The organism is Burkholderia sp. AU33423, from assembly GCF_002223135.1.
Taxonomy (GTDB): Bacteria; Pseudomonadota; Gammaproteobacteria; order Burkholderiales; family Burkholderiaceae; genus Burkholderia; species Burkholderia lata_D.
In genome coordinates, this window is the sequence record NZ_NKFH01000007.1 from 2151277 (window position 1) to 2165942 (window position 14666).

General features: G+C 66.2%; 16 protein-coding genes. 8 read left to right on the forward strand and 8 right to left on the reverse strand.

Features of this window, described 5'->3' with window-relative positions:
• The first annotated feature begins 6 nt into the window (after positions 1–6).
• On the forward strand, positions 7–393 hold the full coding sequence (locus CFB50_RS28270; RefSeq protein ID WP_089448001.1) for a VOC family protein: 387 nt from the start codon (positions 7–9) through the stop codon (positions 391–393).
• A 21-nt stretch (positions 394–414) separates the two neighbouring features.
• Here the strand turns inward: CFB50_RS28270 and CFB50_RS28275 are convergent, their stop codons facing one another.
• Positions 415–981 (reverse strand): GNAT family N-acetyltransferase, encoded by a 567-nt coding sequence (locus tag CFB50_RS28275; RefSeq protein WP_089448002.1) that lies wholly within the window; start codon positions 979–981, stop codon positions 415–417.
• Positions 982–1131: 150 nt separating this feature from the next.
• Positions 1132–1782: a GTP cyclohydrolase II gene (ribA, locus tag CFB50_RS28280; protein WP_069260282.1), complete on the reverse strand. Its 651-nt coding sequence runs from the start codon at positions 1780–1782 to the stop codon at positions 1132–1134.
• A 177-nt stretch (positions 1783–1959) separates the two neighbouring features.
• On the opposite strand from ribA, the gene CFB50_RS28285 reads away from it, so the two are divergent.
• On the forward strand, positions 1960–2421 hold the full coding sequence (locus CFB50_RS28285) for a CBS domain-containing protein (RefSeq protein WP_069252006.1): 462 nt from the start codon (positions 1960–1962) through the stop codon (positions 2419–2421).
• 154 nt (positions 2422–2575) lie between these two features.
• Here the strand turns inward: CFB50_RS28285 and CFB50_RS28290 are convergent, their stop codons facing one another.
• Positions 2576–2905, reverse strand: coding sequence for a DUF4148 domain-containing protein (locus CFB50_RS28290; RefSeq protein ID WP_089448003.1), 330 nt, complete (start codon positions 2903–2905; stop codon positions 2576–2578).
• A gap of 511 nt (positions 2906–3416) precedes the next feature.
• Between CFB50_RS28290 and CFB50_RS28295 the strand changes: the two genes are divergently transcribed.
• Positions 3417–3815, forward strand: coding sequence for a GreA/GreB family elongation factor (locus CFB50_RS28295; protein ID WP_059239999.1), 399 nt, complete (start codon positions 3417–3419; stop codon positions 3813–3815).
• A gap of 166 nt (positions 3816–3981) precedes the next feature.
• Here the strand turns inward: CFB50_RS28295 and CFB50_RS28300 are convergent, their stop codons facing one another.
• Positions 3982–5106, reverse strand: coding sequence for a porin (locus CFB50_RS28300; protein WP_069252009.1), 1125 nt, complete (start codon positions 5104–5106; stop codon positions 3982–3984).
• Between the two features lie 608 nt (positions 5107–5714).
• On the opposite strand from CFB50_RS28300, the gene CFB50_RS28305 reads away from it, so the two are divergent.
• Entirely contained in the window at positions 5715–6089 is a 375-nt protein-coding gene (locus CFB50_RS28305) for a YXWGXW repeat-containing protein (RefSeq protein ID WP_089448004.1), read from the forward strand.
• Positions 6090–6579: 490 nt separating this feature from the next.
• Here CFB50_RS28305 and CFB50_RS28310 read toward each other — a convergent pair whose 3' ends face one another.
• Positions 6580–6966 (reverse strand): winged helix-turn-helix transcriptional regulator, encoded by a 387-nt coding sequence (locus CFB50_RS28310; protein ID WP_089448005.1) that lies wholly within the window; start codon positions 6964–6966, stop codon positions 6580–6582.
• Positions 6967–7295: 329 nt separating this feature from the next.
• On the opposite strand from CFB50_RS28310, the gene CFB50_RS28315 reads away from it, so the two are divergent.
• The 4 genes from CFB50_RS28315 (at position 7296) to CFB50_RS28325 (ending at position 10867) form a co-directional block, all read left to right on the forward strand.
• Positions 7296–7772: a nuclear transport factor 2 family protein gene (locus CFB50_RS28315; protein ID WP_089448006.1), complete on the forward strand. Its 477-nt coding sequence runs from the start codon at positions 7296–7298 to the stop codon at positions 7770–7772.
• A 234-nt stretch (positions 7773–8006) separates the two neighbouring features.
• The gene (locus tag CFB50_RS28320; RefSeq protein ID WP_089448007.1) at positions 8007–8822 is read left to right on the forward strand and encodes a helix-turn-helix transcriptional regulator; all 816 of its coding nucleotides are present in this window, start codon (positions 8007–8009) and stop codon (positions 8820–8822) included.
• 149 nt (positions 8823–8971) lie between these two features.
• Positions 8972–9130, forward strand: coding sequence for a hypothetical protein (locus CFB50_RS39655; RefSeq protein ID WP_166888381.1), 159 nt, complete (start codon positions 8972–8974; stop codon positions 9128–9130).
• Positions 9131–9241: 111 nt separating this feature from the next.
• A complete protein-coding gene (locus CFB50_RS28325; RefSeq protein WP_089448008.1) occupies positions 9242–10867 on the forward strand; it encodes an amidohydrolase in 1626 nt (541 codons plus the stop codon).
• Between the two features lie 19 nt (positions 10868–10886).
• Here CFB50_RS28325 and CFB50_RS28330 read toward each other — a convergent pair whose 3' ends face one another.
• The 3 genes from CFB50_RS28330 to CFB50_RS28340 all read right to left on the reverse strand — a co-directional run bounded on the left by CFB50_RS28330 (position 10887) and on the right by CFB50_RS28340 (position 14395).
• Entirely contained in the window at positions 10887–11498 is a 612-nt protein-coding gene (locus CFB50_RS28330; protein ID WP_089448009.1) for a cysteine hydrolase family protein, read from the reverse strand.
• 173 nt (positions 11499–11671) lie between these two features.
• Complete coding sequence (locus CFB50_RS28335) at positions 11672–12922, reverse strand: MFS transporter (RefSeq protein ID WP_089448010.1); 1251 nt, start codon at positions 12920–12922, stop codon at positions 11672–11674.
• A 156-nt stretch (positions 12923–13078) separates the two neighbouring features.
• Positions 13079–14395: an MFS transporter gene (locus CFB50_RS28340; protein WP_089448011.1), complete on the reverse strand. Its 1317-nt coding sequence runs from the start codon at positions 14393–14395 to the stop codon at positions 13079–13081.
• Positions 14396–14666: the final 271 nt, after the last annotated feature.

Here is a 14666-nt window from a genome sequence, read left to right on the forward strand (position 1 = left end):
GCCATCTTGCACGCCCATCTGCGCATTGCCCGCCCGGTCAGCAACCTCGCCCGTACCGAGCGCATGTATCGCGACGCCCTCGAGTTGTCCGTTCTCGCGCGCTTTGAAGATCACGACGGGTTTTCCGGCGTGATGCTCGGGCGCGACGGCCTCAACTATCACTTCGAATTCACGCACTGCCCCGACCACCCGATCGCGCCGTCACCGACGCCCGAAGACCTGATCGTGTTCTACCTGCCCGATCGGCCGGAATGGGAAGCCGCCTGCGCGCGCGCCACGGAACATGGCTTCATGCCGGTGACGTCGTTCAATCCGTTCTGGGAAATATCCGGCCAGACTTTCGAGGATGCCGACGGTTACCGGATCGTGTTGCAGAACGGCACGTGGCGCTGACGAGCGATCACGCGTGAGCCGTTACGCGCCGGCCAGAGCGGCGGCACGGGCGGCATACACGACGTGCCGACGCAGCGCGTGCCCTTCCGGCAACGCAGGGTGGTCGAAATCGCGCGCGGGCTGATGCTGCATGCCGAGCCGCTGCATCACGTGCCGTGATCGCAGGTTGGTGTCGGCCGTCCAAGCGAAGATCTCGCCGAGTCCGATCCGGTCGAACCCGTCGGCCAATGCGGCGGCGGCCGCCTCGACAGCGTAGCCGTGCCCCCAGGCGTGACGCGCCTGCCGCCACATGATCTCGACGCACGGCGCCATCGGATGCGTTGCACGCACTTCGTTCGACAGGCCGCACACCGCGATCAGCATCGCGTCGGAACGACGCTCGACCGCCCATGGGCCGAAACCGTGTGCCTCGAAATGCGCGTCGTAGCGCGCGATGACGTCGCTCGCCTCGTCAACGGACATCGGGCCGCGCGCGAGCCATGCGGTCACGTCGGGATCCTCATGCATCGCCGACAACGCGCCCGCATCCGCCGGCCGCCAGCGACGCAGCGTCAGGCGCTCGGTTTCGATCTTCGACGGTGTGAACATAGGGAAGACGGATCGTTCAGGCCGCATAACGCAAGTGCCGTCACAAACCTGAAAGCGGAACGGATGGAGGGGAAATGGAAATCGTCGCCTTTGTCGGCGACGCTCCAGGGAGCGGATGATGAGAAACGGGCGCAGGTGCGCCCGCGGAGATTACTCGTTTTCTTCGAAGTAATGCCCAAACTTCGTCTGCTTCGTGCGGATATAACGCTCGTTTTCCTCACGCACGGGCACCGCAAGCGCAACGCGTTCGCAGACGGGAATACCGTGCTTCGCGAGCGTATCGAACTTCGCCGGATTGTTGCTCATCAGCCGCACCGACGTCACGCCGAGGATCCGGAGAATCGCCGCGGCCGAGTCGTATTCGCGGGCGTCGTCTGGCAGGCCGAGGTCGAGGTTCGCCTCGACGGTGTCGCGCCCCTGCTCCTGCAGCGCGTACGCGCGGATCTTGTTGCTCAGGCCGATCCCGCGCCCTTCATGGCCGCGCAGATACAGCAGCACGCCGCGGTCTTCCGCCGCGATGTAGCGCAATGCGAGATCGAGCTGCTCACCGCAGTCGCAGCGGTACGAGCCGAATACATCACCGGTCAGGCATTCGGAATGAAGGCGCGTCAGCACGGACTGCTCGCCGGCGACATCGCCCATCACGAGCGCGAGATGTTCGGCATCGCTGCCCGATACGCGGAAAGCATACGACGTGAACGTACCGTAGCGCGTGGGCAGCGACGCGGTAGCGACGAGCGTCACGCACTCGTCGGCCTGGCCATTGCCCGGCGTGGGCGATTGGGGACGCGAAGACATCATGAATTCAATCGAAACGTTCAGGAATGTAGGAGTTGTGTGGATAGTGCGTGACGGGAGTTTACCGCTAATCTGGAATCGTCACGCGACTGCCGCCACCTGCGCGGCTATACTGGGCTCATCGGGTGACAAGCATCACACCCTGCCTGCCCAGCATCGACCTGCAAACGGAGAGAGCGAATGAGCACGACTGTCGCGCAGCTTCTCAAGGCCAAGCCGGATTCGGGCCGCACCATCTACACCGTCACGAAGAGCGATCTCGTCTACGACGCCATCAAGTTGATGGCGGAAAAAGGCATCGGCGCGCTACTGGTCGTGGACGGCGACGACATCGCGGGCATCGTCACCGAGCGCGACTACGCGCGCAAGGTCGTCCTGCAGGACCGCTCGTCGAAAGCCACTCGCGTCGAGGAAATCATGACGGCGAAGGTGCGCTACGTCGAACCGTCGCAATCCACCGACGAGTGCATGGCGCTGATGACCGAGCACCGGATGCGCCACCTGCCCGTCCTCGACGGCGGCAAGCTGGTCGGCCTCATCTCGATCGGCGACCTCGTCAAGAGCGTGATTGCCGATCAGCAGTTCACGATCAGCCAGCTCGAACACTATATCCACGGCACGCCCGCGGTCACGTCCGCCTGACCCGCCCCAGCAAAAAAGGCCCAAACGCGCGAGCGTCTGGGCGGAAAGCCGCCGGAATGCGGCGACGGAGGTTCTGCTCCTGCGGGCGAATGACGCGCACAACCGGTGCGCGTCTCGTCGATTAAGCGGTGCGCTCGGGCAGACCCGGGGACGTTCAGTTGCCGAAGTAGACCGAGTTCACGGGATTCGGTGCTTCGCGCGTCGTGCGACGGCCGGCCTGGCCGGCACCCGTCGCCACGGCACCGTAGCCGCTCGTATCGGCTTGCGCGAGCATCGGCTGGTTCGGTTGAATGCGTTGTTCCGCGGCCTGGATGTTGTCCGGATACTGCGGATCGCTCGCCAGCGGCTTGTAGCCGTTCTGTTCGAGTTGCACGAGCTCGGCCTTGACCTGGTCGCGGGTCAGCCCCTGCTCGGACTGTGCAAACGACGCGATCGGGGTGGCAAGGACGGATGCGGCGATAGCTGCGTAGATGACCGACTTCATGATTTACCTCCGGTATATGTTCTCTTTTGGCGTCGCCTCGGCAGGACTGTCTGAAGCGATTGAATCCAGTGTAGTTCTCGCCCATCCAAGGGGAAACCCTTAGTTTGAACATACAGCGTTGCGATTTTGACAAAAATCGCCGGCACATCTCGAACGATATCGTGGTAACTTGCTTCATCCGCACAACAATCGCTGACAAAATGCCGACAGCCAAATCGCATATGTCGAAAGTTGTGTTGTAGAATCGTAAGGTTATATTCGTCAGTCGATCTTCCATCCACCATGTACGCGCTCACGCCCCTTTCGGTTTCGCCGTCCGGCCCGGCCGGCGCGCGCGCGCGCGCCGGTCATCCGGCGCATCCCCTCGCTCGACGCACGGCCCAGGCGCCGCTCGCCCCTGCCCGGCGCCTGATCTGACGGCTCGGTCTCCTCCCGGAGCCAGGTCAGACAGGCTCCGGGCGATCCCATAGGCACGCCACGCCTGCCCCTGCCGATCATTTGGAGAACTGCCATGAAACAACGCCTTTACCAGTTGACCGAACTCGACGTTGCTCGCCTAGAGAAGCACGCCGAACACAACCCGCGCTTCCAGACGATGCTTGATACGCTTCTCGAGCGCGCCGACATCGTCCAGCCCGACGCCATCAAGGCGAACGTCGTCACGATGAACTCGCAGATCACGCTGCTCGACGAAGCGACCCAGGAACAAGCCACCTGGACGATTGTTTATCCGGACGCCGCCAATCTCGAGCTCGGCCGCCTGAACGTCTTCTCGCCCGTCGGCATGGCATTGCTGGGCACCCAGCGCGGCCAGATGGTCAAGGTGACGCAACCGAGCGGCGCCGAAAAGCAGATGAAGGTCGCCGCGATCGTGTTCCAGCCGGAAGCCAACGGCGAATACACGCGCTGAGCCACTGCCGCCGGCACCGCGCCGCACAACGGAAAAAGCGAGGCACAGGCCTCGCTTTTTTGCATCCGGACGACGCGAATCGTCGACATCGCATTCCGCAGACGAAAAAAAGGCGCCCGAAGGCGCCTTTTTCGATGCTGCGTAGCGGGTTACCCCGCCGTCACGCTTAGAAGCGGTGACGCAGACCAACCGTTGCTGCGGTTTGGTTGATCGACGAGCTCGGCAGGTTGTCGTTGAAGCTGTTGCCGTTGTAGATCGATGCGCCAACGCCGTTCTTCGCTGCACGCTGGTACACAGCTTGTGCGTAGACGTCCGTGCGCTTCGACAGTGCGTAGTCAGCTTGCAGACCGAACTGGTTCCAGTGCGTGCTGCCGTTGTTGATCTTCGCGTTCGTGTACGTGTAAGCAGCACCCAGGCCGAGAGCCGGCGTCAGGTTGTACTTTGCGTTGACTTCGTAGTTATCGGTGCGGACCGAGCCCAGAGCGCCGACTGCGTTGTTGTCGAGGCGAGCTTGCGTCCATGCAGCGCCGACTTGTGCCGGGCCGAATGCGTAACCAGCAGCAGCACCGTACGTGCGGACGCGGCCTTGGCTAGCGATGCCACCGATCGCCGACGACGTTGCGCCGTTTGCGTTCGTACCGTCACCCAGGTTCGCTTGCGAGTATGCACCAGCCAGCTTCAGGCCTTGGAACTGGTATGCAACGCCTGCGCTGTACGCACGGTTGTTGCCGAAGTTCGTGTTGTTCGAGAACGAGTACGTGCCGCCGAATTGCAGGCCAGCGTAGTTCGCGCTCGTGAACTTGATCGTGTTGTTCTGAGCGACATCACCGTTCGTGCTCAGACGGTCGAGGTTCAGCGGGTGCGCGAAGTACGTGCCGCCCCACGAGCCCGTTGCCGTCAGCGGTGCCAGGTAGTCTTGCGTTGCGTCATACTGCTTACCCAGCGTGACCGTGCCGTACTGGCTCGACAGGCCGACGAAAGCTTGACGGTTGAACATGCCGCCGTTGCCGTTCGCGAACTTGCCGTTACCGATGTTGAAGCCGCTTTCCAACGTGAAGATTGCCTTCAGGCCGCCACCCAGGTCTTCCGAGCCACGCAGGCCGAAACGGCTCTGGTCAATGCCCGAACCCATCGCCCAACGCGACTTGCCAGCTTGGCCGAGTGCCGGCTGGACGTTGCTCGTGTAGGTGATGCCTGCGTCCAGCACGCCGTACAGCGTGACGCTGCTTTGTGCGTGAGCGACGGTAGCAAACGATGCTGCAGCTGCTGCAACGATCAGAGTCTTGTTCATTCGTGGAGCTCCCTTCTAAAAAGAGGCAGGTCTCGCGACCTTGTTCATAAACGGTCTGCAACCGCCCGGGAGCGCCATCGATCCTGCTGGCCGCGCCCGGATAGTTGCCCGTTTGGGAACCGTGAGTTTAGGGGTGTACCCTAGGGGAGCGATCCGCAAATAAAGAAATAAGCTTTTCCAGAACTAGAAATAATGAAAGTGGGGCCGAGTTATAAGTATTTGTTTTGACGTTTGTTTTTGACTTCTTGACGGGGTCTTTTTGGAGGCTTTCATCGCACCATTCTTACATGTCATCGTCTTGACGGTTGCATAGAAACAACAAACGGATTCGGCGCGACACCCCGAAATAGGTAAATTTTACCCATCCGGATCTCGAATTTCAGGCTCCGGGCACCTAAAACGCATCCGTCAGCCAGTAAACAGCGCTCGACGCTTGTCAGCGGGTCACATCCGCCCGCCCGCCATCCTTACAGAAAGGCCCGCTTCCCCTCGCCGACGGTTCGGCCGCCCACCGTGACACACGGTAACAGCCTTAACTGCTCGCGTAACCCGGCCGACGGACTGGCAGGCTAATGTAAGGCGGCCTCGAATACAGAACAGGACACGCCATGAATCGACGCTCGTTGTTGCGCGCCATCGGATTGACCGCTGCCTTCGTCAGCACCGGCGGCTGGCTCCGCGGCGCCTCGGCCCAGCCCGCGCCGCCCGTGTACCGGCCCTCCGGCCCGAATCGCGTACCCGGCGGCCCGCCCTATCCGGACCGCCCGGGCTTCGCACCGCCGGCCGCCCGGCACGACCGCCGACCGCCGCCGCCTCGGCCGCACGGCTATATATGGACGGACGGCTACTGGCGCTGGCAGCGGGGCCGCTATATATGGGTGCCCGGCCGCTGGGTCGCACGGCGCCCCGGGCGTCGGTGGGTGCCCGGCTACTGGCGTCGCCAGGGGCAAGTGTGGATGTACGTCGACGGTACGTGGCGATAGGCAGCCATCCGGCGTCCGGCCGATGGCAGGCCCCGGGGCCGGACGGCGCGGGCGAATCCGTGCCGTTCGGCCCCGACAATCATGATGCCCGGCAGCCCCCCGAATCCTGCCCCACCCCGCCCCGATGCCGGCGCGCAAACCGGGGGCGAGGCTTCTGATCACGCCACCTCGAATCGACGTGCTCGCCGATCTACGGCACGCCACCATCCCGCCTCGACCGGACCGTGCCGCACCCTTCGTACGCCATGCCGAGAAAGACCGCCGTCTCGGTCGCCCCGTACTGCCCTTGTAAACGGAGCACCGCCAGCGCATTGCCGCATACGAGACGAATGGAATACACCGCCGCATCGGCGCCCTCGCTCGACCCGCCGAAATCATTCGGATAACGAAATCATGCAATGGCGATGCACCGGCAACCATGCCACGCGTCGTCGCATCACACCCGATCCGCAGCACGACGCCCAGCGACAAGGCGGCGCAAGCGCCCCGCTCAGCGCCCGCCGCCCTCCAGTTCCCGTGCCCGGCGTCGCGCGACGCAGATCGCGCGATGATGTTCGTCGGCCCACCGGATCATCGCCTGCATCGGCGTCAGGAACGAACGCCCGAGGTCGGTCAGCGCATATTCGACACGCGGCGGCACTTCTGCGTACAGCGTGCGACTGACGAAGCCGTCCTGCTCGAGCCGCTTGAGCGTGCGCGACAGCATCTGGTTCGACACATCGCCGATCGTACGGCCGAGTTCGTTGAAACGCATCGTCCCGCCGGACAGCGTCTCGAGCACGAGCAGGCTCCACTGGTCGCCGATGCGGTCGAGCACATCGCGAATCGGGCACGGCTGATCGAGTTCGACGGGTTCATCGGCGGGCGGGAACGGCATGACTGGATTCTCTTTCAAGGGCAACGCATGGTCAGCGCGGCGTGACCTGTTCACATCGCGCTGACTTCTTGTGACGGGTTCGCGGCAACTGTACCATTCGATCGACCCGACAGCCGCGCGAATTCGCCAGTTCAACGAAGCATGACGACGGCGCGCCGCCTCGCCCAGTCCGGATCGTGACGCTTCGGACCGGGCGGCGAATCCCTCGCGGCGACAAGGCGCGTACATCCGCAACCATGCGCCGCCGCCCGCTGATCGCCGCGGCAGGCTCGACCGGCCGTCGCGCATCACGCACCCACCCACGCTTCGTCAGACAAGGAACGCGCTACATGTCATCGCTCCGCTCCCCCGTTCGCGCCGTTGCCGCGCTCGTCCTGCTGGCCGCGTCGACGGCCGCGCTGGCCGCCGGTCCGGCCCCGCGCGACCTGGCCGCCGAGGAAGCCAACCGCCAGCTCGTGCTGACGTTCTACGACCGCTTCTTCAACAAGCACGAAGCCGCCGAAGCCGCCGCCGTGGTCGCGGACGACTACAAGCAGCACAACCCGCACGTACCGGACGGCAAGAAGCCGTTCGTGTCGTACTTCGTCGGCGCGTTCCAGAAGAACCCGGCATCGCGCGCACGCATCGTGCGTAGCGCAACCGACGGTGACCTCGTCTACCTGCACGTGCATGCGACCGAGCGTCCGGGCGACCGCGGCGAAGCGGTCGTCGACATCTTCCGCGTGAAGGACGGCAAGATCGTCGAGCACTGGGACGTGATCCAGTCGGTACCCGAGAAGTCCGCGAACGCGAACACGATGTTCTGACGCGTGGAGCCGGCACGTGGTGCGCCACGATGCGCACCGCCCGTCCAAGGACGATCGGCCGCGCGCCCGGCAAGCGCGCATGCCCGGCGGCGGCGAAGTCCCCTACAATCGAGCTTCGCCGCCGCGCCGGCCTCCGTCCCGCATGACCGCACCGCCTGCCGACGCGCCGCCGGTGCGCCGTCATACGCGAAGCACGGCCGACACGGGCGGCCGTTCGCGAAGACGGTGTCAACGATGAGCCCCGCCCATATTTCCCTCAGCAATGCCGGCGACCTGGTCGCCAGCCTCGGCAGTCCGCAGTTTCCCGCCCGGCTCTGGGCGTGGCTGCGCGAAACCGTCGATCCGCAGTCCCACTACAGCGTCGCGACGCGCTACCGTCGCGATGCGCCGTCGCAGTCGGTCGACAGTGTCGACGTGCTGTTCTTCGCGGGCGGCGACGATCCCGACGGCACACGCCACGCGCTCGATCTGTATACGCAAGGCGACTGGCGCACCGACACGCTGCTCCCGCATATCGAGCGCGCCACCGATTCGCAGCTCGTGTTCTCGTGCAACGAGGACATCGATACGGCAACCGAATACGGCCGCCATTTCGCGCTCGGCGAACTGGGCGAAGACTGCACGCTGCTCGGCAGCGAGCGCGACTATGTCTATGCGTTCTCGCTGTTCCGCCGGCGCGGCCAGCCGTCCTATACGCTGGCCGAACTGGCGCTGCTGCGGCAGCTCGGCGATTTCGTGCTGCCGCTCCTGATCCAGCATGCACGGCTCGCCCGCCTGACGCCGCGCTCGGACGACGGCGCGCTGCTGCAGCGGTTCGAACAGCGCCTGTCGGCCTGCGGCGCGGCGCTGTCGCAGCGCGAACGGCTCGTATGCCGCGCGGTGCTGCAAGGCCAGCCCGTCCCGCAGATCGCCGATACCCTCGCACTCAAGCCCAGCAGCGTGCGCACCTATCTCGGGCGCGCGCTCGCGAAGCTCGGCGTGGCGAACCGCGCCGGACTGTTCGCGTGGTGCGTGACCGAAGAAGAACCGCCGGCGGACCGCGGTCAATAGATGGCACCTCTGCATCGCTGCACGCCCACTCGCCCCCGCCTTCTTTGTCGCGTCTTGTCCTCAAAACGATGACAGACAGCCGGCCGCCCCGCTCCTAGTATCTGACTCACCCGACGACCGGAACGCGTCGGATATCACGGAGACACGGCATGCCGAATACCGGATGGACGCCGGCCTGCACGGCCGCGCGCGCGTCGCCCATCGATTCGCCGACCCAGACCTGGCAGCGCGATCGGCGTAACGCTCCGGCGGCGGCCGGCCTTCACCACGACGTATCGCCGCGCCTGCCGCGCAGCACCGGCACCTAGCCGACCCGCTTCTCATTCCAACCCGACCGGGTTCACGCGACCGGACGAGCCACACGGCCCGCCCGCCGGACACGTGCGCCCGTCGAACCTTCCCCCATCCGGAGGAGACACATGCAACACGCCGATACCGTCTATCTGAACGGCCTGCTTTACACGGGCGATGCGCAGCGCCGCTTCGCGCAGGCGCTCGCCACCCAGGACGGCAAGATCGTCGCCGTCGGCCGCGACGACGACATCCGCCCGCTGGCCGGCCCCGCGACGCGCATCGTCGACCTGGCCGGCAGGCTGATGCTGCCGGGCCTCATCGACGGCCACGTGCACCCGCTCGAAGGCCACCAGATCCTCGGTGACTTCGATCTGTCCGGCATCAACGATCCCGACACGATCCTGCAGCGCATTCGCGCATGCGCCGATGCGACGCCGAACGCGCCGTGGGTCTATCTCGGCGGCGCCAACCTGGCCGCATTCGGCGCGTATCCGACCCGCGAGCTGCTCGACCGGATCGTGCCCGACCGGCCGCTGCTCGTGGTCGGCTTCGACGTGCACAGCGGCTGCCTCAACACGAAAGGGCTCGAAGCGGCCGGCATCCACGCCGATACGCCCGACCCGGCCGGCGGCGTGTACGAGCGCGATGCGTCCGGCGCGCCGAATGGCGTCGTGCACGAAGCCGCGTTCTACCGCGTGTGCCCGATCATTCCGCAACTGAGCCCGGCCGGCTACCCGAAGTCCCTCGCGAAAGCGCACGCGATGGCGCACGGTTACGGCATCACCGGCTGGTTCGACGCGCGCGTCGAGGAGGCCGAACTCAAGGCTTACGCCGACGCGCAGCGCGCGGGCACGCTGAAGGTGTATATGAGCGCGGGCCTCTATGCGAACCCGCGCCGCGATCCGCGCGAGCAGATCGAGCGCTTCGCCAGATGGCGTCGCGAATACGAATGCGACAACCTGCGCCTGCATACGGTGAAGATCTTCGTCGACGGCGTGCCCGAATCGAGGACCGCCGCGCTGCTCGAGCCGTACGCCGGCACCGACGACTGCGGCCTCGCGCTGTGGAGCCAGGACGCGCTGAACGAGATCTGCCTGCTCGCCGACACGGCCGGTTTCGACCTGCACTTCCACACGCTCGCCGACCGCGCGGTGCGCATGACGCTCGACGCGCTCGAATACGTCCAGATCCGCAACGGCATGCGCGACCGGCGCGCGCAGCTCGCGCACCTGCAGCTCGTCGATCCGGCCGACATGAGCCGCTTCAACCGGCTCGGCGCGATCGCCAGCGTGCAGACGCTGTGGACGGCCGCGCGCGAGGAGCAGCAGCAGCTCTATCGCGACCTGCTCGGCGCGGAACGCACCGCGCGCAACTATCCGTTCCGCAGCCTGCGCAACGCGGGCGCGATGCTCGCAGCCGGCTCCGACTGGTCGGTCAGCACGATGGACCCGATGCAGATCATCCAGACGGGCGTCACGCACCTGCTGATCGACCAGCCCGACAGCCCGCCGTGGAATCCGCACGAACGCCTCGATCTGCTCACGATGCTCGAGGCCTATACGGTGAACACCACGTATGCGCTGCGCTTCGACGACTGCACGGGTTCGCTCGAAGCGGGCAAGGACGCGAGCTTCGCGATCCTCGACCGCAATCCGTTCGCGCACCCGGTCGAGACGTTCGCGCAAACCCGTGTGATCGAGACGTGCTTCCGCGGCGAAGTCGTATACGCCGCACCGGGCTGGGCCGACTGAAGCACGCATCCGGCGACCGTCAGGCGACGGCCAGCGCCAGCACCTGCCCGGTCGTCAGCACGTCGCCGAACGTGTCCGACAGCGCGGCCAGCGTCGCGCGATGGAGGTCGCGGTGCGATACCGTGCCACCGTCCGCGAGGTCGAGGTCGCGCGTCGCGCATGCGTCGTCGACGACGATCACCGCGTAGCCGAGCGGCACCGCATCGCGTGCCGCGCCAGCGACGCATGCATGCGTCATCAGGCCCGTGACGATCAGCGTGTCGACACCGGCCGCCTTCAGGCGCGCATCGATGTCCGTCGTCGGGAACACGCTCACCGACGTCTTTTTCACCACCGTGTGATGCGCCGCCGGCTGCAAGTCCGCGTGAAAGCGGAAGCCGTCGCTGCCGTCGGCGAGGATCGGGCCGTCGGCCGCATCGACGTGCTGGACGTGAAACACCGGAATGCCCGCGCGGTCGGCGAACGCGATCACGCGCTGCGCGTTGGCCAGCGCGCGCGGCCCCTCCGGAATCGGCAGGCGGCCGCTGAAGTATTCATTCTGGAAATCGATCACCAGCAGCGCGGTGCGGGCGGCAGCGATCGATGTCGGCGCGGTCGCGCCCGCCAGGGTACGGATGGTCGGATGTTGCATGGGTCGCTCTCTCGGTTGGCATGTCGAAGGAACGGCGCGCCGGACCAGCCGGCGCCGCCGGACGCGGCCCGGATACGCCCGGGACGCGAGGCGCCAGTGTCGGGCCACGCGGCCAGGCGCGACAGCGGTGCGCGGGACAACGTCCGACAGGATCGGGCCAACGTGCAAACCGTCTACGACAGCGCGGCTGTTCGCGCGCCCGGCTGCGTGCGACCATACGCGACCATCATCGCGAAGCTGAGCAGGAAGCCCGCGCCACCGATCAGCAGCAGGCCGATCTCGCCGAACACGGGCAGCAGGTTCGTGAGCGCGCCCGTCACGACCCACGCAACGGCCATCACCGAGCCCGCGACGCCGAGCGCCCAGCCTTGCCGGTCCTCGCTGACCGCGTCGGAGAACGCCGTATACATCGTCGTGTACGCGACCATGTCGAAGCAGCCGACGACCATCGCGAGCGCCCACAGCACCGGCTCGTGCGGGAACAGCGCGGACAGGACCTGGCCGACGCCCGCGACGAGCAGGCCCGTCTTCGCGATGTCGACCACACGCCACACACGCAGCATCCGCCGCACGACGAACAGCAAGCCGAACACGAAGCAGAGCCCGATCACGCCGCTGAACAGCCCGAGCCGCGCGCTCGTGTAGCCGAATCTCGCCTGCAGCAGCAGCATGATGGTCTGCAGGTAGAGCCCGTAGCCGACCTGCATCAGGAAGAACACCACCGACAGGAACGCGACGTTGCGCTGGCGCGCGGCCTCCCCGATGATTCGCAGCGGCAGCAGCGGATCGATGCGCGTGTCGCCGCGCGGCGCGGCCGAATCACGATACGACGCCCAGGTCCAGAACGCGCAGGCCAGCGACAGCGCGGCGACCAGCACGAACGGCGTGCCGTAGTCGAACAGCGGCGAAATCGTGCGGTCGGACGTCACGCCGCCAAGCACGGGGCCGACGATCACGCCCGCGCTGAACGCGAGCGACATGATGCTCATGTTGTACGCCTTGTTCTCCGGCGTGCTCAGGTCGGTGATCGCCGCTTGCGCGATGCCCTGGCAGCCCGCCATCAGCCCGGTGAGCCCACGGCCGGCCAGCAGCAGCGCGACGCTCGCGTGCCACGCGCCGGCCGCCATCATCGCGTAGCCGGCCGCGAGGCCGAGCACGCACAGCAGCAGGATCCGGTGGCGGCCGTAGCGATCGGACAGGTCGCCCATCAGCGACGAGCCGAAGAACATGCACAACGGGTAGATCCCGTAGCCGAGACCGAGGTAGAAATTGCGCGCATGCGCGCCGGCGTCGGCCGGCAGGATGCCCGCGTGCGGATCGCTGAAGATCGCGGACATCATCGGATAGACGAGCCCGAAGCCCATCGCGTCGATCGCGATGGCGAGCAGGCAGGGGCCGAGCAACGTGTAGTCGAGCCGGGACATGGCGACCTTCCGGACAGAGTGGATGATCGCCCAAGCGTAACGATGGGGCGGCGGCCGCGGTAGGCCGCCGCCCGCGATGCTAAGCATCGGCAGCACCGCTACCCTGCCTGCCGCCCGCGCCGATGGGTCGCCGGTGCGGGCGCCGGGACACGACCGTTACTTCGCGCTCAACGGCTGGCCCTGAAACTGCCGGCGCGCGAGCACGCGTGGCGCGCCGTCGTGCATGAACACGCTCGCGAGCAGCCCGAACGACGCCGCGAACAACACGTACCACGCGGGCGCGACGGGCGACCCGCTCGCGTGCGTCAGCCACGTGACGATGAACGGCGCGAAGCCGCCGAACACCATCACCGCGACGTTGTACGCGAGCGCGATGCCCGTGGAGCGCGAACGCGTCGCGAACTGCTCGGCGAGCGTGGTCGGCGCGGGCCCGTAGCAGATGCCGATGATCGTGCAGATCACAAGCTGCATCACGAGCAGGCGCCCGATGCCCGGTGCAGCAGCCAGCCACGTGAACAGCGGATACGTGACCGTCAGCAGCGCCAGCGAACCGGCGATCAGCACGGGCCGCCGGCCGATGCGGTCGGACACGAGCGCCGCGAACGGGATCGTCACCGTCAGCAGCGCAACCGCCGCCATCTGCACCTTGAACACCTGGTCGAGCGGCAGCCCGAAGGTCTTGTGCACGAACGTGGGCATGTTGACGAGCATCACGTAGAACACGGCCGTACCGGTGATCGTCTGCCCCATCGACACCAGCACGCCGCGCAGGTTGTCGCGTAGCACGCCGGACACGCTCGCCGGCGGCTCGACGGTCGACTTGCTCGCGGCGACGAACGCCTCGGTCTCCTCCATGTGCCGGCGGATCCACAGGCCGACCGGCCCGATCAGCAGCCCGAGCGCGAACGGCACGCGCCAGCCCCAGCTATGCAGCGCCGCGTCCGACAGCGACTGCGTGGCCCACGCGCCCATCGCTGCACCGGAGAACACCGCGAGACACTGGCCGATCAGTTGCCATGATCCGTACAGCCCGCGCCGGTTTTCCGGCGCGCTTTCCACGAGGAACGCGGTCGCGCTCGCGTATTCGCCGCCCGTCGCGAACCCCTGCAGCAGCCGCGCGACGACGATCAGGATGGGCGCCGCCGGGCCGATCACGGCGTACGACGGCGCGAACGTGATCAGCGCGATCGACAGCGTCATCAGGAAGATGATGAGCTGCATCGCGGCCTTGCGGCCCTTGCGGTCCGCATAGAGCCCGAGCAGGATGCCGCCCACCGGGCGCATGAAGAAGCCGACGCCGAAGGTCGCAAGCGACATCAGCAGCGACGCGTACTGGCTCTCGGCGGGAAAGAACAGCCGCGCGATGATGCCGGAGAAGAAACCGTAAACGATGAAGTCGTACCACTCGAGGGTGTTGCCGACGACAGCGGCAATCACCTGCCGATGCCGCGAGTTCCGACGTGAGTCGCGCATGCTAGTCTCCTGCAGTCTCATGGCGCCGCGCCGCATGCGTGCCGTGTTGCGTGACACGCATGGGCGAACCGGCTGTTCGTATCGCCGGCGGCAACGCGCGGGCGCAGGCACGGGCCCGCACCATCGGAACCTCACGGCCTGCCCGTACGACCGGCGTGAAACGATCATAGGGACGCCGAAAACCCGCATCAATTAATACCCGCGGCAGATGATTAGCCGGAGATTAAATGTTGCCCCGCCGGGCGCCGCCACGCGGAAACCCCGGAAATCC